Source organism: Pedobacter sp. (genome assembly GCF_045628745.1).
Taxonomy (GTDB): Bacteria; Bacteroidota; Bacteroidia; order Sphingobacteriales; family Sphingobacteriaceae; genus Pedobacter.
Window position 1 is genome coordinate 1 of sequence record NZ_JAZQPU010000351.1, and the last position, 22,080, is coordinate 22,080.

Consider the following 22,080-nt stretch of genomic DNA (forward strand, 5'->3'; position numbering starts at 1 on the left):
AAGACAAGTCATATTTTCACCTCCTTGGCTCACAGAACGACATGGCTACGATCCGACTTATCCTTTTCAGCCCGACACCATTTTTGCTGTGGTAAAGCTGCACAACAGTGCAATAGTTACTTCTGGCAGCTACCAGAAACATGTTTTACTAAGTCGGAGGCCAAGCGGGCTTAGGAAGACAAGTCATATTATCAACTCCTTGGCTCACAGAACGACATGGCTACGATCCGACTTGTTTGATAAAAGCCAAGGCCTTGTTTTTACCTAAGGCCATCATGGATGTGCTAAAGCCATTTGCCAGTTCTGCGCTCGACCCTGTAATGCTTACGCTGATGAGCCCGGTAGCAGGATAGCCCGTTTTAGGGTTAATGATATGTGCATAGCGCTTGCCGTTTAGTAAAACATGTTTCTGGTAGCTGCCAGAAGTAACTATAGCACTGTTGTGCAGCTTTACCACAGCAAAAATGGTGTCGGGTTGAAAAGGATTGGTGATGCCAATATTCCATGGTTCACCATTGGGTTGCAGCCCCCAGGTGGCCATATCCCCTGTTGCATTGATAATTCCTGCTTTGATACCTCTGGCTTGCATCAGCGTTCTGCAGCGGTCACCTGCATAACCTTCGCCTAAAGCGCCAAATCCAATCTTCATGCCTTTCAATTTCAAAAATATAGTGGAATTCAGGCTATCCAAAATGATATTGCGATAGCCAACCTTAGCAACAGATTTTTTAATGGCTTCTGGGGATGGCATGGCCGTCATGCTGCCGTCGAACTTCCATATATTTTCCATAGCAGCAAAGCTGATGTCAAAAGCGCCATCCGTTTCTTGAGATAATTTCAATGCACGCTGCGTTAATTCAAATACCTCGCGGTCAACTTTTACAGGTTTGATTCCCGCATTACGGTTAATTTCTGACACTTGCGTTTGCGGCTTCCAATCTGAGATCAGGTATTCAATGCGGCTAATTTCTTTTATACAGGTATCGATATTTTGTTCTGCCGTCAGTGAATCTTTAGCGACGATGGTTATGTCAAAACGCCCCCCCATTAACAAGGTTGTCCGCTTGCGCAGCACCTGGCCATAGCTGGCAGAGGTGAGGAGTAAGAGCAAGAAAACTACATAGTTTTTCATTTCGATAAAGGTCATCAAAAAGCGGGGTATTTTTAAATGGATTGTTTTGCTTTTTTCACATGGGCCAGGTGATGTTGACAATGCCATGCATAAATGCCAATATTGGTTTTTAAGGAGATGAGTTCGTTTGATTCAGGATGTCTGAATTGTTTTTCAAGGTCAGAAGCTGATAAGTTTTTCAGTAAGTTGACCCATCTTTGATGTAACCCTTGCAGTATCATTAAAGCGCTATCTACCGGGAAATTTTTAGAGTCAGTTAATTCTGCCCATAAATTTTCATGATAGGGTTTGATGGTGGGGGTATTTTCTGTGAGTGCAAGTTTAAATCTGATGAAGCTATTCATGTGACTGTCGGCACAATGATTTACCACTTGTTTGATGGTCCAGCCATTGGGCCTGTATTGTTTATTCAGTTGTTTTTCTGAAAGGTTTTTGACTTCATTGGTTAACTGTTGTGGAAATTCTTCAATGATTTTGATCCAGTTGTCTATTTGAAGTTGATTGATAGGTTCGGGTTTTTGAAATTTCCCGATTGGGTATTTTAGGTTTTCGAGGGTATCTTCCATTGCTTTAATTTATTTTAAGAGCCTAGCTCCTAAAAATACTAATATTTATTTTAGGCAATTCTTTTGGGAGGAAGAATGTGATTAACACGCTATATCTTGCTTTACCCAGCTACTGTAACTCAATTCAAATTTATGCTCTCCATTGGGATAATTACCGACGGGAGTCCAGCCTTGATATTATCCATAAATGTACATCCCTAAAAACTTCCAAACCACGGATCAAAACGAAATTGTGGCTTTTATGAAGGCCTATAGTTTTGCCACAATTATTACTGCGAAAGAAAACCTACCCACAGCAACACATTTGCCTTTTATTATATCTACAAGGGAAGATAAAGTAATTTTGACCTCTCATTTTGCCAAGGCTAATTCACAATGGGAAGATGTAGAAGGTCATAAATGCTTAGTAATCTTTAATCAGCCTCATGCTTATATTTCACCCGGCCATTATGAAAAAGAGTTAAATGTGCCCACTTGGAATTATTTTTCGGTGCATGCTTATGGAGATGCTAAATTAATTACAGACGAAAAAAGTACTATTGAGGTGCTCGAAGCCACCATTAAAAATTATGAAGCGGGGTATCAAGACCAATGGGATAAATTGCCTCTTGGTTATAAAACGAAGTTAGTCAAAGGTATTGTTGCATTTGAGGTAACCGTTGCAGATTTAGAAGCTAAGAAAAAATTAAGTCAGAATAAAACTGAAAAAGAGCAAAAAAACATTATAGATTCTCTTTCTGTAAGCCAAGACAAAAATGAGAGAGACCTTGCTGGGTATATGAGTCAACAGCTATCTAAAAATACCAATCCAGACAAAACTACTTAGATTGTTGATTTCAACACATTCGCTAGAAATCTTTCTTTTCCTAAAATTCTAAAGCTTTAAGCTCTGTTTCCGTAGGCAAAATTGTATTGTATTTCAACCAGAAATCTGGAGAGAATTTATTGCCGTTATTAAAAATATTGTATTTTTTGTACACGGCAGGTTCAATGGTTGAATTTGTTGCCTGGACCACCGAGCTTAAATCACTTTTGCTCACCAGAATTTCTGAAACAGAGCCTAACAATCCTTTTTTAGCACCCAACTTAAAACGAATGTCTTGTTCTATTCGGCAATACCTTAAATAAGGAACTGGCCCTTCACTATAAATCGCAGTCATGTTGTCTTTCTCACAAGCATAAGCCATAAAAACCAGGTTTACCTTTGGCATATACTGCAAATGGGTTATATGACTATAGTTGACTTTAAGAATCCTGTTGTTGACTGTGTTGAAATAAACAATAGCATTGGGAAGATATTGTTTAAGTTCAGCCTTCGGATCTATGCTAATCTTTGTAATTGGACCTGACGTTTCTATTTTATAATTGAATTTAGCTGTATGCTTGGGGTTAACCAATTTATTCAGGTAATCCAGATTGTAATAAGACTTCATCGCTTTATCAGATTTAATTAAGGATTCGATATCTGACTTCCACTTGTTTTCTTCCGTTACAGAATCTTTCTTAATGCGTGATTCAATAACCTGCATGTTTACTTTAGTCTTTTTGTCCTTATCGTCAACCGTATAAATAACGGCTGCATCTGCAAACTTAAACAAGGCCTGGTCTAGGTAAGCAAATTCTTTATAGTAGGCATTTAGTCTATTTTCGGGTTTAATAAGGCCAGCAGTAGTCTCAATAGCTTCCTTCAACATGGCAACAACCGACAATGGTTTAATGATAACTTCATCTAACACAAATACCTGGGGCTCTAAATAAATAAGCTGACTTTGATTAGTCATGAGCTGTGCAGCCAATTTTACGATGGATCGGTAGCCTATGCAACTGATCAGCACGCTGTCGGTATCAAGAATGTTGTTTTTAAGCAGCATGAATTTGCCTTCGTTATTTGATACTGTGCCCGTCTGTTTTTGTAAGACCGTCAATGACACTTCTGCAAGAGCCTTTTGGGTTGAATGATCTACAATAGTACCAGCCAGGTGAGATTGTTGCGCAGATAATTGACTAATAAACAGACAGAATATCAAAGTAAGGAATACTTTCATGAGGTTAATTTTGATAACATAGTTACGAAAATTAATCTGTTGATTTTTTTAAACGAAACTTATTTTCTGGAGCTATGAATAGACTCTTGCCATTGTGAGCTGCTCTTGTTGTGAGCTTATTGCTGCAGCGATCCAACGTAAACTCTATGTAAATGACGTATTAGTGAATTATATCACCGCAGATGCCTCTGGTTTTTACAGCTTTGATGTACCTTTGGTTTATGGAAATTCTGCTATCAAAACACGCATTTATGGGCCATTGGGCGAAGAACGCACCCAGGAACGCTATGTGAATATTCCATTTAATTTCCTCCCAGTGGGCCAATTCGAATATACCTTCAGTACTGGCCTAATAGATAATGTAGACAAAGATCTCTTCATGAGAGCCGCATTCAGCTACGGATTAAATAACCACATTACCATAGGTGGTGGAACGGAATACCTATCGGGTATTAACGGCGGAAATCCTCTGCCTTTTGTCAATTCTTCTGTCACCGTAACCCGTGGGCTGCTCGTTTCAGCTCAGTACACAGCAGGTGTAAATGCTAAAGGAACCCTAAATTACCAACTCCCCAAAAACCTGCAGTTGAATGTAAATTACACTAAATACGAAAAAGAACAAACGGCAATTATATACAATTACCTGGAAGAAAGAAATATTGAATTGTCTATACCTATCAGAAGCAAAAGTTTTAATGCTTATGCACGTCTCTCTTTCAATGAATATGTGATGCCAAGGTCTAAAGTTTCTAATGCACAATTCATGACTTCTGCCGTAATCGCTGGTAAGAATCTATCTATAAACGGGACTATTCTGTTTATGAAAACATTAATTATTCAAAAAGCGGCAGAGGATATTGGGTAGAGGTGACCATTTCAGCAATTTACGATGATAATCATGAAGTGATCAGGCATATATCGGTTCAAAATATCATCACCGAAAGAAAGTTCAGAGATTTGCAGATTGTAGAGCAAAATTCGGTTTTAAAAAAACTTGCCTGGTCTAATTCACATCTGGTGAGAAAGCCAATTGCATCTATTCTTAGCTTAGTTGATTTGGGTAAAGACATGGAGAACACCGAAGAGTTAAAGGAAATTCATCATCTTATTAACCGATGTTCAGTGGAGTTGGACAATATTACAAAAGAGGTCAGCGCTCAAATTGATTCACGTAACCTGGAAGGCTTTATAGAATTATAAGAATGCTCTTATAAAGGGCTTATATTCGGCTAAAAGCAATTGCCAGTTTTGCTGCTGTTCATATTGCTTCGATAAATCAAGTACACTTTACTATTTGACAAACAAACTTGACATTATGATAGATTTGTTTTACATTTATGGTAAACATCATCATCATGAATAATCACACACTTTTGCCAAACCGATTTAAGAAATTTGGATGGCTTATTTTTCTCTTTGCAACATTGGCCTTTGTAGTTTCTCGGATATTTGAATGGCAGCCAGCATTTCTGGATCTCACCCTTAATGATCGTTCACTTATCACAGAGGTGAATCTATTGAAAGAGTTTATCTTTACTTTCTGGATGATAGGTTTAATCATGATTACGTTTTCAAAAGAAAAACAAGAAGATGAATTTATTTCTTATTTGAGATTGACCAGCTGGCAATATGCTGTTTTGGCGTCCTTAGTCATTTCAATTATTGGAACATGGTCAATTTTTGGATGGAACTATTTAATTTTTTCAGCCTTTAATATGCTTACTGTCCCATTATCCTTTATCATCATTTTTAATCTGCTTTTGTATCGTCATTCAAATAAACAAACTGCTGATGAAAAATAACATACGTGTGCTTAGGGCAATAAAAAATCTTACGCAAGCTGAACTCGCTGAGTTGATACAGGTATCCAGACAAACAATTAACACCATAGAGGCAGGTAAATACGTACCATCAACTGTCTTAGCGTTAAAGCTAGCCAGGGTTTTTACTGTGCCGATAGAAGAAATCTTTGAACTTGAGGGGGATGAATAAGAGAGAACACTTGATTATGTTGGCGATTACTTTGTGTAGCCAGAACTTAACCTAATTATAGGGAGGCAGTTCAATGGTTTTCTTGACTGAGTTTGAACTTTATCAATATTTGTTTGTTTCTTAAAAATGATTAATAAAAACGATCATATGCAATGGCATCTATTTAACGATTATCGTTTTTTTAGAAGAAAGAAAGGAAATCTCTGTGTATAGAATTATCTACCTTACTGATACATCTGTTTACAGAACCTATTATTCTGATGATTACAATCAGATTGCAGATCAGCACCTGAATTTAAAAAGATCTGGATTTAAAATCATTTGTATTATTGACTACAAGTATAATGTTATTTTAAATAAGTGTCCAGATTTTAAAATACACATCCCTCAGATTGAAAAATACATACTTTAAAGTAACCTAATAAGTATCCCCCATGCTCATGGTTATTAAGAAAACATCTTTGCAATGATTTCAAAAACAATGCTATTAAACATCCACATAGGTTAGTGGATATTTATTTTTTTCTGATACATAGTGGATATTCAACACTTTTAGACAAAGAACAGCTATCGCCAACAAAAGGCTAACCACAGCCAATACATAATAGATATTCTGAGCGCTTAATATAAGTGCATCATTATAAATCTTAGCATGCAGACTATGAGTTGCCAATTGGTTAGCCAACTCAACACCATGTCCACTTTTCTGATGGTCCAAAACCGAGCCCTTCATGAAGTCTTGTACACGATAATCATCCATACTATATTGGGCAGCAATAACATCATACTGCTTCTGTTTAAAATGATTAAATCTGTCCTGCCAGAAAGCACTGGTTATTGGAGCCGCAAATACACTCCGTGAAGCTAATGATAAAAATGCCCGGTGTGAACTTGCTTCTGCTGGTATATTAACAGATGCATAATAAGATAAGGAGGTAATGCTAATGCCATAAGCAGCCCCCCTGATCATCATAGGAAGCAGGAAAAAGCCACTATTTTCTTCTGGATAGAAAATATGTGCTGTATAAAAATAGTAGACGGCAAATAGCATAAAGCCAATGAATAATGGTTCACGTGCCCGGTGAAATCGATGAAGCCAGATTCCTGTAAGCGGAATAAATATCAAAAAGGCAATGATCATATACAGATTAGAGGCGGCCACATAAGTATCATTATACTTTAGGTTGACCTTCATAAATTCCGTAGAGATATTGAAGGTATTATAAATGAAAAACATACATACCATTAGACCCACACCCCACCTTACGTGGCTGAACATGAACAATACCCTCACATTTACATAAGGTCTTCGTATGGCCAGCATTCGCAAGACCCATAATACATAGCCGATAACAGCAGTCGTAAATACAAAACGGATTAAATTACTTTCAAGCCACTCCAGCCTTTCCCCAAAGATACAGCCAAAAGATAGACATAAGCTCGATACCACAAAAAGCAGGTATCCTATCCAGTCGATTTGATAGAAAGGATACTTTCTAACCATGCGCTTGGAATGCATGAGAAAAATAACGATGAGCAGGCTGATAAAAATACCGGGAAGACTGAGTAGAAAAGTGTATTTCCATGAATAAGTCTGCAGAAGCACAGCAACAGCATATGAATACAATTGACTTAAACTAAAAGAAAAAGCATAGTATAAGCCATAAAACAACCCCCTGCTTTGACTTAGGTTATACTTTGCCATAAACAATCCAATGCAAATGATAAGACAAAGCATCTTGATAGTGGAAAGCAGGTAATTGCAGATAAATAATTCAACATCATTTTTGCTAAAAACAGAAAGGATTAGTAAGATCAGTTCCAGAGAGATGCACATGAGCAGTAGTTGCCTTTTGCGGAAATAGCGCGTAAAGCGTCCTATCAATGGGTATATACTGATGGTGGCTATGATACCGCTATAGTAAATAAACTGGATGGCATCTTTCTCATCGCCCAGAAATGCTGTCATTGGCCCTAAAGAACTCGAAGAAATCCCGCTGATCAGGATCTGTGAGCAGACCAGGATGATGATACAGATTTTCTCTACCAGATTTGATACCGGTTCATGAAAGATGGAATTTTTCATTTGTCTATTCTTTGGTCACTTCCACATTCATTCCAGCCCTTATCTTTTCGATATCCTGGTCAGTTCCGATAAATTTAATCCGTACCGGAATGCGTTGCTGTACTTTTACAAAATTGCCCGTTGAATTATCTATAGGTAATGCGGAGTATCGGCTGCCTGTGGCACCGGAAATGGCAGTAACTTCACCAATATAAGTCTTATCGCTGATGGCATCAACCTTAATACGCATACGATCTCCCAGGCGGATATTTTCGATCTGTGCTTCTGTATAATTGGCGGTTACCCATTTATTACCAGCTTTCACAATTGTTGTTAACGTTTGACCGGCCTGTAGCAATTGGTTTTCTGCTATTTTCCTTCGGCCCATTGTTCCGTCATAAGGTGCCGTAATATAACAGTAAGAAATATTTAGCTTGGCCAGTTCAATAGCAGCTTCTGCTTTCATGATATCCGCTTCAGAGAGTTCTATTTTGTTAGCAAGTGCTCTGGTATTAAGTTTGGTGGACTGTCTCTGTTGCAGTAAAGATTCATATTTGGCTTTCATAGCTTCATATTCAGTCTTCACCTGATCGTATTCAAATTGTGGTATCACGTCTGCTTTCAGGAGGTTACCATAACGTTTTAGATTCTGCTCCTGGTTAGACAGACGTGCCTTGATTTCTTGCAGATTAGCCTGAGAAATTGTTGTACTGTTTTTCGAAACGCCTACATCTGAACGGACGATTGTTTTTCCTGCCTGTGCCTGTTTTAACAATGCTTCTGCTTGTTTCAGCTGAATTTTATATTCACTATCATCGATAACGGTCAGGGTGTCACCTTTGTGTACCAATTGATATTCCTCAAAGCGGATTTGTTTGATATAGCCGGAGACTTTTGTATTAACCGGACTAATGTATTCTTCTATTTGTGCATCTTCTGTAAACTCAGCATCGCCCAAATGAAAGAATATAGTAAGTCCCCATACAACCAGTCCCAAAAGGATGGTAATGGTGAATATATTCAATGCAATTCTAAATTTCTTAGAACTGTACATTTTTTCATTTTCCTGTTTAGTTGACATCTTGCTTTTTGGTTTTTATTTGATTCTCATTCAGACAGGTTTCAGTTCCGAACTTCTTCCCAAAGACCGGATGTTTTTAATAGATTGTAATGTTGATAGACAATGCCAATACGGGCATTGTTCATGTTAATCTGCGCTGTGAGCAGTGCTGTGCTGGCATCCAGCATATCTGTTATGGTAGCAAATTTATTGAGGTATTTTTGTTCCACAACCCTGTAGTTATCCTGTGCAAGTTGAAAGCTTTCTTTCTTTGAAGCATATTGCTCCCAGGCGTTCTGCAATTTCACATAAGCCGCATGAATGGCCATTTCTACCTGCTGGTTTGCCCATTCTTCGCTTTTTTGTGAAAGCACAGCATTCATTCTAGCCTGCTGGATCAGGTTCTTGCTTTTATATAAAGAACTAATATCATAGCGAATCCTAAAGCCGACCTGGAGATGATGCAGATAAATATCCTGAGGGGGTATAGAATACAAAAATGGCCTGCTTAAGGCATCCCCTGCAAACAGGGATATGGAAGGAAGACGATCTGCTTTGGTGATATCGACCTGATTGACTGCGAGCTGATTCTGCACATTGGCAATTTTTAACTCTGGGATTTTATCCCTCAAGCGCATGGTGTATTGATTCAACGGTCCGGGGGCTATAGCTTTGTTGTATAACAGCGTATCCACATCAATAGCAATATTTTCAGGCAGTGCTAATACGGTTTTGAGATCGTGATTAATGATGGTGATGTTATTGCGAACTTCATTCAATTGCTGTTTAATATCAGTAAGCTGGAGCTGGCTTCTCACCAGATCATTGTGGGTGAGCATGCCCTGTTCTATCAGCTTTTTGATATTGGCAAGCCTTTTATCAGCCAGTGCAATGTTCTGCAGATATACATGTTCCTGATTGCGTGACGCAAAGAGATCAAGGTATTTTGCAAGCAGTAAAAACTGAATATCTTCCTTATCCTTCTGGTAATCCAGGAGTGAAATTTGCTCTTCCAGCTTTGCCCTGGCAATCTTGTTTTTAGCTGCATTGCCGTTGAAAACAACATAACCGGCGCTGAGTGAAAGATCAAGGGAAGTATGTGGCATCATAATAGTAGTTTCATAGTTGAAATGATTATCCCACACCTGTGCATTACTGATATATCCATAACTGAATGAAGCGCCGAGCTCTGGAAGGTAAGCCCGCTGCTTTTCAATAGTGGTAGCATTGGCACTTATATTTATTTTGTGACGGGTGATCTCCAGCTGTTTGCTGTTTTGCGCTGCTAAGCTCAATAAAGAATCTACTTTCAATAATAGATGCTGCTCCTGCGCCGATAAAGAAGATATAGTACCAAAAAGGATTCCGAGAAGAGTGATGATGATGTTTTTCATGATGTTAACATACATTTAGAATAGCTTAACTGTCCATCAGTTGGTTAAGAAGATCGGTAAGGTGCTGCAGCTCCTTGATAGAAAACGGAATCTTTGCTATATCGTAAGTACGGTAAACCTTATCGTAAATCTCTTCAACAAATGCGGTGCCCAATACGGTAAGGGTGATGACGTTATGACGCCTGTCATTTTTATCTATAACCCGCTCAACTAAGCCTCTTTTAACAAGGTTGTCCAGCAGTGAGGTCACGCTGGACTTATTCTTGCCCGTTTTATTGGCAATTTCTTGCTGGTTGGCCTTCATCGCCTTAGCCCCGTAATGCAGGTAATAAAGCACTTGAGTCATTTCAAGTGTGATATCGCTGTGTCCATGTTCTGTTAATTTCCGCTGCACTCTTTGTCGCAAATCCTGCCGTAAGCGAAGGACTGCGTGGAAATAAAAATGCATGGTTTTTGCATATTCTTCATCAAACATGTTACAAATATAAATATTAGTTCGATATCAAACAATTAAACCTGCTTGATGTCTTTAGTGTTATAATAGTCACTGAATATTAATAATTTGACGTATTTGGTTAAAGGTAGCCCTTAAAAACTTATGTATCTACATTATTACTTACCTTGTCCGACAAATACTGTAACAGTCTTACCATCCGGCTATGCAAAACAAAAATGAAAAGATCGATGAGCTGATCGAGCTTAATGAAGAACTAGAAAATTATTTTCAAAACACTATTATACCCCAACTCTTTGTTGATGCTCAATTGGTGCTTCGTAAATTTACGCCTTCTGCTATGAAGCAATTCAAACTTAGACAGGACCATATTGGTAAACACTTAGTGGAAGTGGCAGACAATTTTCGTTTTCCTACCATCATTGATAACATTCAGCAAGTCATAGACACAGGAGAAATCCTGGAGAAAGAAATTCAGACCACGGATATGAAATGGTTTCAAATGAATATCCTTCCCTATCTTATCCGTAAAGAAAATAAGTCGAATGGGGTAATTATAACTTTTATTGATATCACCACCAGGATTAAAGACCTTAAGGAACAGGAAAAGTTGATATCTGAGCATGAATTGTTGTTGGATACGATTGCCCATGACATTAAAAACCCACTCATGGCCTTAAGCCTGACCGTGGAATTGCTTAAAAAAGTGCCTGAGAAAGGAAAAGAAAGAATTCCAGCCTTATTGAATAATGTGGAAAATAGCCTGAACAAAATGAAACAAGTTATTTTTGACCTTGTGCAGTCACGTTGGCATGAACACCCTTATCAGGCCGTAGAAGAAATGCTGGATTTAGAAAATATACTAGAAGATGTCAGGCTTACACTTTCTACACAAATCCAAGCGTCCAAAGCAATCATTAGGGCAGACATTGGGCCATCAGAGATCACCTTTCCCAGGCGCAAATTGCGTAGCATTATTTATAACCTGGTTAATAACGCCATTAAGTATGGCGCTTCACACCGAATACCTGAAATCCACATTAAATCTTATATTGAAAGTAGTTTTCTGGTGATAAGCGTCTCGGATAATGGAATAGGGATTAACCCTGAAAACAGGGACTCCATTTTTAAAAAACACTTTCGGGTCAAAAGCTCTGTGGAAGGAAATGGTGTAGGACTTTACCTGGTCAATGAAATTCTAAAATCTGCTGGTGGAAAAATCACGGTGGAGAGTGAGCCCGATAAAGGTTCAGTATTCAGGGTGTTTTTGCCTTTGAATGAAAACCAGGAGGCCTCCATTGGGCAAGAAAATTCAGAGAAATAAAAAAAGCCGGAGGTGTTATACACGTCCGGCCCTTTCATCATAAATTTATTAAACGCCTTTCTTGCTTGTCATGCTAGCTTTTTTAGCTGGCTGAGCAGTTTTACTTGGTGCTTTAGCATTTGCTGGCTTAGTAGTTGCTTTTAATTTAGCAGCTGCAGTTTTATCTTCAGCAAGCAAATTCTCATGCTCTTCAGTACTTGGTGCTTCTTCGCTGAATAAAGGAAGATCCTTTAACAAGTGGTACCAGGTAATAATTTTCTTCATGTCTGAAGTATATACTTTCTCTTCATCATGCTTAGGTGCTACTTCTGTAAAGAATGCTCTTAAAGTGGCAACATCAGCTTTAGAATCAGGAACTTCTCCTGTAGTGGCAGCAATATTTGCGAAAACATTAACCAGTTTCAAGTCGTCTTCCTGACCATAAACTGTAATGTCCTCTAAAGATGCTAATTTAGTATTAGCTACGTTAGCAATGATTTTCACTTTCTGAGCATCAAGACTTTCTAATACGTAACCTGCTTTATTTTGTCCAACCAGCTTAAATAGACCCGGTCTACCAGAAACGGCAACAATTCCTCTTAAATTCATAATTAATCTTCTATCAGTTCTATTCCTACTATCTTGTCTCCTGCTTTAATATCATCTACCAAGTCAACATTTTCTACCACTTTACCAAAGCAAGTATGATTTCTATCTAAATGAGCAGTATTTTCTCTGCTGTGACAAACAAAGAACTGTGAACCACCAGTATTTCTACCTGCATGTGCCATAGACAACACACCACGGTCATGGTATTGGTTTTCGCCAGTTAATTCGCAGTCAATTTTATAACCAGGACCTCCAGTACCAGCTAAATGAGCTGTTTTAGGGTCTTTAGAGTTTGGACATCCACCTTGAATAACGAAATTAGGAATGACACGGTGAAAAGTTACGCCGTCATAAAAACCTTCTTTTGCAAGTTTTTTAAAGTTGGCAACTGTGTTAGGTGCATCCTTATCGTAAAACTCAACGGTCATGTCCCCTTTTTCTGTTTTTATTATTGCTTTGCTCATAGTCTTTTTTTTATGTAAAACCCAAATTTAGTAAATTGAAATGAAACCTAAACATTAAGGGTTAAATGCTATATGGGATAAAAGTATATATTTTAATCGTAAAAGTTCCAACTCACGCCAAACTTCAACATCCGCTCTGGCATTAGGTAACCTTGTACCGTGGAGTAATCTTTAGCAAGCAAGCCCTGGTTAGCATAATCATATTTGACAAACAGGTTCGCTTTTCTTAAACTTACACGTACCCAAACATCAACTACAGGCTCAGTTTTTAGTTTCAATGGGGTATCTGGAATGTAAAACTGACTGGCAGCAGGTGAATAGGCATAGCTTAAATAGGCGGTATTGTACTTGACATCAAAACCTATGTCAGTATTAAGGAATTTAAAAAATGTTTGATTAAGATAGAAGCTGTTAAACGTATAAAACTCCGGTGTTCTTAGAATATTTTCATTGTCGGTTTTTTGGTAAACCACATAACTGTCCAGGTTAAACTTGCCGAATTTCAGCTTCTTGCCCAACGTAATTTTTAACAGGTTAATGCTGCTTGCTTGCAGTGGTTTAATGCCAACAGTTCCTTCCTGACCGAAATACAGGTGATCATTAATAAGGAAATACTGTGCGCCGGCTTCCAGCTTGTATTGATCATTGAGGTAATTGAAAGAGAAATTAACCGTTTTGGTTTTGTTGAAATCATTTCTCCAGTTATAGTGATTACCAAAATAACGGTTGTAAATTTCCTCGGGCGACTTGTTCTGGATATAAGCGCCCAACACAACACGGCCTGCATTTTTACTGAGCATTAGGTTACTGGTGGCTTCATAAAGAAAATCACCTATCTGGCGGCCCTGAAAAATCTGTTGTACATTGACATCTAAATTAACCCTGTTACTGAAACGGTAACCCAAAGCCCCTAATAAGGTGGAATTTTGGAAGGTGGAGGTATAATTGTAATAATCAGTAAAGTCTGCATACTGGGCAAGCTGCAGGTATTTATAGTAATCATGACGGATACCGACATCTACTTTAAGTTCATTTTTGATGAAGGATTTAGATTTTCCACGCAAGAAGAAACTATATAAAAACTCATTCTGCAGGTGTTTTACATTGGTAGAGTCATGGGTAAAAGAAAGGTCGATCATACCTTCGGGCAAGATAGAAAAATCATCACTTTCATTTTTCAAAAAGCTAAACGACTCATTGTTATAAGCAAGGGTATAACTGACTTTATTGGTAGGCAATACCTTTTTCATTACTTCTTGTGGTACGGTATCTATGCGGCCAATGAAATAACTCTGCTTGATGAGCATAAAGTTTTTACGGGAAATTTGCTTGGCCGTTCTTAAATTTACCACCATGGCATCCTTGGTTACTTGTCCGCCGGCATTATTGGCCTCATCAAACAAACCACCGTTTTCCTGTGCTTTGAGGGTATTGAAAATACCGTTTACCCATATATTGTATCGCTTGTTTGTACTTTGGTACCAGCTGGCAAAACCACCATTTAAATGGTCGCCACGTTGGTTGGCATAGAGTCCATTTGCGCCAATACGGTCATAAAACGCCCCTATGCTAAAGTTTTTCTTGATATTTTGAGAATGTGATACCCTAAACATCTGCTCGGTTTGCCCGGCCCCCATGTAATATAAATTACTAAAGGGCGTGCGTGCCTGGTAATACATTACATCGTCATGCGTCATGGCATAAGCATCAAGGCTATGAAAACCAGCATCAAAACCTATAGACTTCCGCGGTTCAAAAAGCAGGGCTTTTGCCGCAAGACCCAAATTACCCGTACCAATAGTAGGGCGACGAGGCTGACTGATGGGACTATAATTTTGAAAATTACGCAGACTGGTATCCAGTGGAAAAGTCTGGATGCTGTCTTTGGTTAATTTCAGCGTAGTATAACGGACAAATTTAGAGGTGAAGACCACAGAGTCTTCGCCCCCATCTAGTTTTTGCCTTAAAGAATCTAGTTCTTTGTTATCTCTTACATTGGTCTTCAAATCCTGTCCACTGGCTTTTTGTCCTGCTACAAGGAGAAAAAATAGAAATGAAAGAACAAGGGCTTTATACATTAGAGTTTGGAAATTAACTGGCTTAATATTTTAGTCATTTGAGGTTCTGCAACACGAGCCGTTTCCAGGATCTGGTCCAGGGATACAGGGTGAAGCACATCGCCAAAACCTTCATCGGTAATTACCGAGATGGCAAATACAGGAAGATTCATGTGCGTGGCAACGATCACTTCAGGAACGGTACTCATCCCTACAGCATCGCCACCGATAATACGAAGGTATTTATATTCTGCTTTGGTTTCTAAATTTGGTCCGGTAACGGAAACATAGACGCCCTGGTGACAGGTAATACCTTCTTCAGTTACAATTTCCATTGCCTTTTCAATCAGCTTGCGGCTATAAGGTTCACTCATATCTGGAAAACGTGGGCCCATGTCAGCATCATTTCTTCCACGTAAGGGACTTTCCAACTGCAGGTTGATATGGTCATTAATCACCATCAGGTCTCCTTTTTTAATATCTGGATTTAAGGAACCCGCAGCATTGGAAACAAATAAATACTGGATGCCTAAGGCTTTCATCACCCTTACCGGAAAGGTAATCTGCTGCATGCTATAGCCTTCATAATAATGTAAACGGCCTTGCATAGCTACAACTTTTTTGCCGTTGAGTGTTCCAAAAATCAACTTTCCAGAGTGAAACTCAAGGGTTGAGATAGGGAAGTTAGGGATATTAGGATACATTAAACTGAACGAAACTTCAATTTCTTTAACAAGTACTCCTAGGCCGGTACCCAGTATTATTCCAACTTCAGGCTGGAATTGTTCTGTTTTTCTCTTTATATATTCAACGGTTTCGTGTATAGCTTGAAACATAATTCAGGATCTTTTGGTCAAATATAAGCTTATCTTCTGCCAGTATTTCTATTTTTATTGGCAAAAAATAGAGGGGTATGCCGAACATTAATTCCTCAATACCCATAGCAGATAAACGCTGCGCATCCTTTTCTGTTGTTATAATTATTTTTTCTTTGGTATTTTCCTTATTAAATTCATGCTGCAACCGCTCTATTTCGGGTCTTGTAAACTGGTGATGATCGGGATAATCATGATGGATAATAGGGTTGCAAAAGCTTTTTAAATGAGCTATCAAAGGTGCCGGATTGGCGATGCCACTTAATAAAAACACCACCGTATTTTTGGGTAAAGATGTTAAGGAAAGGCTCTCGCCGTTAAATACAGGCTGCAGCTGATGATATTGAATGGCAGAAAATGCGGGTTTCCAGTCGGAAGCAAATTGCTTTTCTATATTCCGCTTGTCTTCTTGTTCTAGCTTTCCAGGAACTTTAGTGACCAGGATGGCCTGGGCACGCTTGTAGCCTATAAAAGGTTCGCGCAAATTGCCTGCAGGCAACAGCAACTGCTGCCTTTTTAGCTTGGCAAATTCAAAAAGTAAAATGTTAAAACCGGCTTTTACACCTCTATGCTGGTAAGCATCGTCTAAAATAATAAGGTCGTGCGTTGCTTTCAGTGCATTGATTCCTTTTACACGGTCTTCACACACGGCCACTGTAACCTGAGGAAACTTGCGGTAATATTGCATGGGCTCATCGCCAATACTGTTGGCCGTAGCCTGTGGGTCTGCCAAGATAAAACCTTTAGTATCCCTGCCATAACCCCTGCTGAGGATAGCAATTTTATAACCTTCAAGCAGCTGCACCAGGTACTCTGTAAGGGGTGTTTTGCCTGAGCCCCCCACAACGAGGTTACCTACACATATAACCGGCAGGTTAAATGAAGTGCTTTTAAAAATCCCCCAGTCGTAGAACTTATTCCTGATCACCACCACCAGGCCATAGATTAAAGAAAACGGAAGCAGCAGCAGACGCAGGGTATTTATCATTTCAGCTTCAAAATTAAGCATTATCTGTCATAAATAAGCGACAGCGCTTGCGCTGTTATAATGGCAAAAAAATAAAAACTATCTTTGTATAAACTTATTTATTATTATGCTTAAAGGATTTTTTAACGTACCCACTCCGATTAACGAGCCTATTTTAGGTTACGCTCCGGGAAGTCAAGAACGTGAACTTCTACAAGCCGCATTGACTGATGCGCGCGCCAAACAAACAGATATACCCATGTATATTGGTGGAAAAGAGGTTTTTACAGAAGCTAAAGTAAAAATTACACCACCACATGATCACCAACATATTTTAGGACAATACAGCAAAGGCGAAAAAAGCCATGTTTCACAAGCTATTGATGCTGCATTAGCAGCAAAGGCAGATTGGGAAAACTTAGCCTGGGAACAACGTGCGGCTATATTTTTAAAAGCTGCAGATCTTATTGCAGGTCCTTACCGTTATAAATTGAATGCTGCAACGATGTTGGGGCAAAGTAAAAATGCTTACCAGGCTGAAATTGATTCTGCCTGTGAGTTTATAGATTTCTTAAGGTTCAACGTAAGCTACATGGCTGATGTTTACAAGCAACAGCCTGTATCTTCTAAAGGTACCTGGAACCGTGTAGAGCAACGCCCTTTAGAAGGTTTTGTATTTGCTTTAACACCATTTAACTTCACCGCTATTGCAGGTAATTTACCTACTTCTGCGGCAATGATGGGCAATGTTGTGGTTTGGAAACCTGCAAACACTCAAATCTATGCGGCTAATGTAATCATGCAGATCTTAAAAGAAGCTGGTTTACCTGATGGGGTTATCAACTTGATTTATGTTTCTGGTCCTGATGCGGGTGATGTTATTTTCAGTCACCCTGACTTTGCCGGAATTCACTTTACTGGTTCTACCGGCGTTTTCCAAAACATCTGGAAAACGATAGGAAACAACATTCATAAATTTAAAACCTACCCTCGTATTGTGGGTGAAACAGGTGGTAAAGATTTTATCGTTGTACATAGCTCTGCTGATGTTGAAGTTTCAAGCACCGCTATTTTAAGAGGTGCTTTCGAATACCAGGGACAGAAATGTTCTGCAGCATCCAGAATCTACGTAGCCAAGAGCTTATGGCCACAGATTAAGGAACTGATGTTGCGCGACCTGGCGACCTTTAGAATGGGCCCTACAGAGGATTTCAGCAACTATATCAATGCCGTTATTGATGAGAACTCATTTGATAAACTAGCTAACTATATTGAAGCCGCTAAAAAAGATGCTGGCGTAGAGATTATGGCTGGTGGGAATTATGATAAATCTAAAGGTTATTTCATTGAGCCAACAGTATTAGTTGTACAGGATCCAAAATCTACCACCATGTGCGAAGAGTTATTTGGCCCTGTAGTTACTGTTTTTGTTTATAATGACGAAGAATTTGAGCAGACTTTAGAGGTCGTTGATCAAACATCTATCTATGCTTTAACAGGTTCTATTATTGCACAAGACAGGTATGCTGTTGCCAAAGCAACGCATGTTTTACGCAATGCTGCAGGTAACTTTTACATCAATGATAAATGTACGGGTGCTGTTGTAGGTCAACAACCTTTCGGTGGTGCCAGAGGTTCTGGTACAAATGATAAAGCCGGATCAATGATCAATCTTTTACGTTGGGTTTCTCCACGTACCATTAAAGAAACTTTTGATCCTGCAAAAGATTACCGTTATCCATTTTTAGCTGAAGATTAATAGCATTATTCTCCTTATAAAGAAAAGTTCCTGTATCATGATGAATGGTACAGGATCTTTCTGTTAAAGGCACCATGAAAAAGGCCGTATTGTTTTTCAACGATACGGCCTCATTTTGATTACATCATTTGGTCCATCCTGAACACAGAGCTCAGGTGGTCATTGGCCTCGCAGCTTACATTTAAATCCTTGATTAAACCGGTGTTTAAGCTATATACCCAACCATGAATACCCAGCTTTTTACCACTGCCCCATCTGTTTTGCACAATAGATGATTTAGTAAGGTTAAACACCCCTTCAATCACGTTCAATTCTACCAAACGATCGCATCTCTTTTTATGATCAGAGATGATATCCAGTTCATGGTAATGTAAACGGTAAATATCTTTGATATTCCTTAACCAGTTATCAATGATACCATGTTGTTTAGTACCCAAAGCAGCTTCTACACCACCGCAGCCATAGTGACCACAAACAATTACATGTTCTACCTGTAAAACATTTACAGCATAATCTAATACACTTAACATGTTCATGTCTGTATGTACCACTACATTGGCAATGTTACGGTGTACAAAAATATCACCGGGGTTGGTATTGGTAATGTGATTGGCAGGCACCCTGCTGTCAGAGCAGCCTATCCACATGATAGGTGGTTTTTGTCCTGCTGCTAAGCGGTCAAAATAACCAGGGTCTTCAGCAAGTGTTCCCGCTACCCATTCTTTATTTCCTTCTAAAAGGCCTTCGTATGTAATATGTTCTGTAGGTTGTGTTTCTAATTTCGCGCACATAAGTTTAATTGTTGATTTGAACTAATTCATCTGTTAATTTAGGTACTGTATATTGTTTACGCACATTTTTCAAGGTAACAATAATTCCCTTGGAGTAAGCACTATGCTTAAAATTGAAAATGGTTTCTAATACATCCGGATCAATGTATTTTGAATTTGTACCATCAATAACCACATTGGTTTCTTTAGGGATTTTCCTTAAGATACCTTGAATAGCGGCTTTATTTAAAAAGGAAACTTCTTCGGCTAAATTGATACGAAGGTCCTTTTTGCTGCCATCCTGTTCAAGTTTATAGAAATAAGGATTGCGCATATTGGTGCGTAAAAGGTAAAATATGGATACCAACATTCCTATGGCCACCCCTTTTAGCAGGTCTGTTAACAAGACTGCAATAACGGTAATTACAAAAGGAACAAACTGGTCCCAGCCTTTATGATACATGTGTTGATATAAGGCTATCCTTGTTAACTTATAACCTGTAAACAAGAGTACCCCGGCTAAACAAGCCAATGGAATCATGTTGATAATGCCTGGAATAAACAACAGGGATAACAATAACCAGCAACCATGAAAAATGGAAGACATTCTTGTTTTACCACCAGAATTTACATTGGCAGAACTTCTTACAATAACAGAGGTCATAGGTAAACCACCTAACATACCGCTGGTCATGTTTCCAATACCCTGAGCAATTAATTCTCTATTGGGCGGAGAAGTTCTTTTCAGCTTGTCAATTTTATCGACAGCTTCAATCCCCAATAGGGTCTCTAAACTGGCTACAACGGCAAGGGTACCTGCTACTACCCACACCTGCGGGTTTTGAATGGCAGTAAAATCTGGCATCATAAATAAGCCAGAGAGTTCTCCCCAACCACTTACTTCAGGAATGGCCACCATTTGTTTTGCGGCGATACCATATTCGGTATTTTTAAAAGCATAACTTATAGCTATACCTACAACAACGACTACCAATGGTGCAGGAACACTGCTGAGCTTTTTAAATTTAGGCCAGAAAATTAAGATGGCCAATGAAACGGCTCCAATAAGGATGGCCACAAGGCCAAAATTGGCAGATCCACTGGTAATAGCCGCAAATGTATATTGCGAAGGATCTAAGCCTAAAACATAGGGAAGCTGTTTAATAATTAAGGTTACACCAATAGCAGCGAGCATACCTTCAATTACACTGGAAGGAAAATAACTGCTTACTGATCCTGCTTTGATTAAGCCTAAAATCAATTGCATGGCACCTGCAATAACCAGGGCCAGCAAAAAGGTTTGGTAATTACCCAACTGGGTAATAGCACCTAAAACAATAACGGTTAAACCTGCGGCCGGTCCGCTTACACTCAATTGTGAGCCACTGATACTTGCCACTACTATACCGCCTATTACACCAGTCAGCAGACCAGCAAAAAGTGGTGCCCCAGAGGCTAAAGCGATACCTAAACATAAAGGAAGCGCTACCAGAAAGACAACTATACTCGAGGGTAAGTCGTGTTTAAGGTTCTTTTTTAAGATATACTTCTTCACTTCCAATCTTGAAAAGACTGAATTCCTATCTTGCATAAAAATAATATTATTATCTGTAAGAAATTAAATATTGTTGCCTGTCGGGAATAAGCCCAACTGGCTAAACCAGCAGAAAAGAGACTGCATGGTTAATTAACTACACAAGATTAGGAGGAGGAGTAGGTACCGCAGGGTAAAAGGGATCTACATAGCGTTTAAAGTGCTCAATATAACTGTTATTGATATAGAAATGATAACGTAAGGGAAGATAAGCTATAGTATGATGATCAATAATTTTTCCATCAACGAACTTTAAGGTTTTACCCGGTTCATCAGCACCATGTTCCAGTTCTACCTGCATGATCACAGAGTTCATCATTTCCTTGTCCAGGTTCATCACGATGACTGGCGCAAGAGAAATTAGCATCTTAGCGGAGAAGATGCTTAAAAAGGCGATGACAATGAAAACACGGTATTTTTTTAGTTTCATTTGTTATTATTGTAGATACTACATTAACAAAGGTAGTTCCAAACAATTGCAATTTATAAAAAAATGCCGGAAAATTACAAAACAAGCATCAAAATTGATATAACTCTGCATAAAACGTAATTTGCGATTTCTTAACAATACTATTCATGAAACTGAAAATATTACTCCTCTTATATGTGCTGCCTATATCTGCTTTGGCACAAAGTAATGAGAAGCCGCCCTATGAATTTAATAACATTAAAATTACGGGCTATATACAAACACAATACCAGCGGGCACAGTCTGAAGGGATTTCCTCGGTCTCTGGTGGAGATTTTGAAGAAAACTCAAAAGAGCGCTTCATGATCAGAAGGGGCCGTTTAAAGATAGAAAGAGAAGACAATTATACTAATTTGGTGATGCAGATTGATGCCACAGAAAACGGGCTACAACTGATGGATGCTTATATCCAAATCCATGAGCCAAATTATAAAGCCCTTTCGTTAAGGGCTGGTTTATTTAACCGTCCCTTTGGACACTCCCTTGCCTTTTCTTCTGGCTACCG

Annotated in this window: 22 protein-coding genes and 1 pseudogene; 8 read left to right on the top strand and 15 right to left on the bottom strand. The window is 38.8% G+C overall.

What is annotated here, in order from left to right; translation table 11 throughout:
- Positions 1-220: 220 nt before the first annotated feature.
- Both ACR2F7_RS12795 and ACR2F7_RS12800 read right to left on the bottom strand, forming a co-directional pair.
- Positions 221-1,147 carry an FAD:protein FMN transferase gene (locus ACR2F7_RS12795; protein ID WP_432713947.1) on the bottom strand — a complete coding sequence of 309 codons (927 nt, stop codon included), beginning with the start codon at positions 1,145-1,147 and terminating at the stop codon, positions 221-223.
- A 17-nt stretch (positions 1,148-1,164) separates the two neighbouring features.
- On the bottom strand, positions 1,165-1,698 hold the full coding sequence (locus ACR2F7_RS12800; protein ID WP_432713948.1) for a YfiT family bacillithiol transferase: 534 nt from the start codon (positions 1,696-1,698) through the stop codon (positions 1,165-1,167).
- Between the two features lie 187 nt (positions 1,699-1,885).
- Here ACR2F7_RS12800 and ACR2F7_RS12805 point away from each other — a divergent pair, with 187 nt between their 5' ends.
- The gene (locus ACR2F7_RS12805; RefSeq protein WP_432713949.1) at positions 1,886-2,524 is read left to right on the top strand and encodes an FMN-binding negative transcriptional regulator; all 639 of its coding nucleotides are present in this window, start codon (positions 1,886-1,888) and stop codon (positions 2,522-2,524) included.
- Positions 2,525-2,564: 40 nt separating this feature from the next.
- Here ACR2F7_RS12805 and ACR2F7_RS12810 read toward each other — a convergent pair whose 3' ends face one another.
- Positions 2,565-3,743: a carboxypeptidase-like regulatory domain-containing protein gene (locus tag ACR2F7_RS12810; protein ID WP_432713950.1), complete on the bottom strand. Its 1,179-nt coding sequence runs from the start codon at positions 3,741-3,743 to the stop codon at positions 2,565-2,567.
- 94 nt (positions 3,744-3,837) lie between these two features.
- Between ACR2F7_RS12810 and ACR2F7_RS12815 the strand changes: the two genes are divergently transcribed.
- The 4 genes from ACR2F7_RS12815 to ACR2F7_RS12830 all read left to right on the top strand — a co-directional run bounded on the left by ACR2F7_RS12815 (position 3,838) and on the right by ACR2F7_RS12830 (position 5,735).
- Positions 3,838-4,608 (top strand): hypothetical protein, encoded by a 771-nt coding sequence (locus ACR2F7_RS12815; RefSeq protein ID WP_432713951.1) that lies wholly within the window; start codon positions 3,838-3,840, stop codon positions 4,606-4,608.
- 2 nt (positions 4,609-4,610) lie between these two features.
- Positions 4,611-4,943 (top strand): hypothetical protein, encoded by a 333-nt coding sequence (locus tag ACR2F7_RS12820; protein WP_432713952.1) that lies wholly within the window; start codon positions 4,611-4,613, stop codon positions 4,941-4,943.
- Positions 4,944-5,098: 155 nt separating this feature from the next.
- Complete coding sequence (locus ACR2F7_RS12825) at positions 5,099-5,545, top strand: hypothetical protein (RefSeq protein ID WP_432713953.1); 447 nt, start codon at positions 5,099-5,101, stop codon at positions 5,543-5,545.
- Positions 5,535-5,735: a helix-turn-helix transcriptional regulator gene (locus ACR2F7_RS12830; protein WP_432713954.1), complete on the top strand. Its 201-nt coding sequence runs from the start codon at positions 5,535-5,537 to the stop codon at positions 5,733-5,735. The genes ACR2F7_RS12825 and ACR2F7_RS12830 overlap by 11 nt, the downstream gene beginning before the upstream one ends.
- A gap of 487 nt (positions 5,736-6,222) precedes the next feature.
- On the opposite strand, the gene ACR2F7_RS12835 is transcribed toward ACR2F7_RS12830, so the two are convergent.
- From ACR2F7_RS12835 to ACR2F7_RS12850, 4 genes are read right to left on the bottom strand one after another with little or no spacing between them, the layout of a single operon-like run.
- Positions 6,223-7,821, bottom strand: coding sequence for an MFS transporter (locus ACR2F7_RS12835; RefSeq protein WP_432713955.1), 1,599 nt, complete (start codon positions 7,819-7,821; stop codon positions 6,223-6,225).
- Between the two features lie 4 nt (positions 7,822-7,825).
- Positions 7,826-8,881 (bottom strand): HlyD family secretion protein, encoded by a 1,056-nt coding sequence (locus ACR2F7_RS12840; protein WP_432713956.1) that lies wholly within the window; start codon positions 8,879-8,881, stop codon positions 7,826-7,828.
- 41 nt (positions 8,882-8,922) lie between these two features.
- Positions 8,923-10,254: a TolC family protein gene (locus tag ACR2F7_RS12845; protein ID WP_432713957.1), complete on the bottom strand. Its 1,332-nt coding sequence runs from the start codon at positions 10,252-10,254 to the stop codon at positions 8,923-8,925.
- Positions 10,255-10,279: 25 nt separating this feature from the next.
- The gene (locus tag ACR2F7_RS12850) at positions 10,280-10,729 is read right to left on the bottom strand and encodes a MarR family winged helix-turn-helix transcriptional regulator (RefSeq protein ID WP_432713958.1); all 450 of its coding nucleotides are present in this window, start codon (positions 10,727-10,729) and stop codon (positions 10,280-10,282) included.
- Positions 10,730-10,913: 184 nt separating this feature from the next.
- On the opposite strand from ACR2F7_RS12850, the gene ACR2F7_RS12855 reads away from it, so the two are divergent.
- On the top strand, positions 10,914-12,032 hold the full coding sequence (locus ACR2F7_RS12855; RefSeq protein ID WP_432713959.1) for a sensor histidine kinase: 1,119 nt from the start codon (positions 10,914-10,916) through the stop codon (positions 12,030-12,032).
- A gap of 48 nt (positions 12,033-12,080) precedes the next feature.
- Here the strand turns inward: ACR2F7_RS12855 and ACR2F7_RS12860 are convergent, their stop codons facing one another.
- The 5 genes from ACR2F7_RS12860 to lpxK form a co-directional block, all read right to left on the bottom strand.
- The gene (locus ACR2F7_RS12860) at positions 12,081-12,620 is read right to left on the bottom strand and encodes a DUF5606 family protein (RefSeq protein ID WP_432713960.1); all 540 of its coding nucleotides are present in this window, start codon (positions 12,618-12,620) and stop codon (positions 12,081-12,083) included.
- A gap of 2 nt (positions 12,621-12,622) precedes the next feature.
- Positions 12,623-13,084, bottom strand: coding sequence for a peptidylprolyl isomerase (locus tag ACR2F7_RS12865; protein WP_432713961.1), 462 nt, complete (start codon positions 13,082-13,084; stop codon positions 12,623-12,625).
- Positions 13,085-13,176: 92 nt separating this feature from the next.
- A complete protein-coding gene (locus ACR2F7_RS12870) occupies positions 13,177-15,162 on the bottom strand; it encodes a putative porin (RefSeq protein ID WP_432713962.1) in 1,986 nt (661 codons plus the stop codon).
- A complete protein-coding gene (locus ACR2F7_RS12875; protein ID WP_432713963.1) occupies positions 15,162-15,977 on the bottom strand; it encodes a purine-nucleoside phosphorylase in 816 nt (271 codons plus the stop codon). Before ACR2F7_RS12875 ends, ACR2F7_RS12870 begins: the two co-directional genes overlap by 1 nt.
- Positions 15,949-17,025 carry a tetraacyldisaccharide 4'-kinase gene (gene lpxK, locus ACR2F7_RS12880; RefSeq protein ID WP_432713964.1) on the bottom strand — a complete coding sequence of 359 codons (1,077 nt, stop codon included), beginning with the start codon at positions 17,023-17,025 and terminating at the stop codon, positions 15,949-15,951. The genes ACR2F7_RS12875 and lpxK overlap by 29 nt, the downstream gene beginning before the upstream one ends.
- An 85-nt stretch (positions 17,026-17,110) precedes the next feature.
- Here lpxK and pruA point away from each other — a divergent pair, with 85 nt between their 5' ends.
- Complete coding sequence (gene pruA, locus ACR2F7_RS12885; protein ID WP_432713965.1) at positions 17,111-18,742, top strand: L-glutamate gamma-semialdehyde dehydrogenase; 1,632 nt, start codon at positions 17,111-17,113, stop codon at positions 18,740-18,742.
- A gap of 119 nt (positions 18,743-18,861) precedes the next feature.
- Here the strand turns inward: pruA and can are convergent, their stop codons facing one another.
- From can to ACR2F7_RS12900, 3 genes are all read right to left on the bottom strand, one after another.
- Entirely contained in the window at positions 18,862-19,533 is a 672-nt protein-coding gene (gene can, locus ACR2F7_RS12890) for a carbonate dehydratase (protein ID WP_432713966.1), read from the bottom strand.
- 4 nt (positions 19,534-19,537) lie between these two features.
- Positions 19,538-21,103, bottom strand: coding sequence for a SulP family inorganic anion transporter (locus ACR2F7_RS12895; protein WP_432713967.1), 1,566 nt, complete (start codon positions 21,101-21,103; stop codon positions 19,538-19,540).
- Positions 21,104-21,203: 100 nt separating this feature from the next.
- Complete coding sequence (locus tag ACR2F7_RS12900; RefSeq protein ID WP_432713968.1) at positions 21,204-21,536, bottom strand: hypothetical protein; 333 nt, start codon at positions 21,534-21,536, stop codon at positions 21,204-21,206.
- A 146-nt stretch (positions 21,537-21,682) separates the two neighbouring features.
- Between ACR2F7_RS12900 and ACR2F7_RS12905 the strand changes: the two are divergent.
- Positions 21,683-22,080: pseudogene (locus tag ACR2F7_RS12905) on the top strand (porin); the annotation flags it as partial.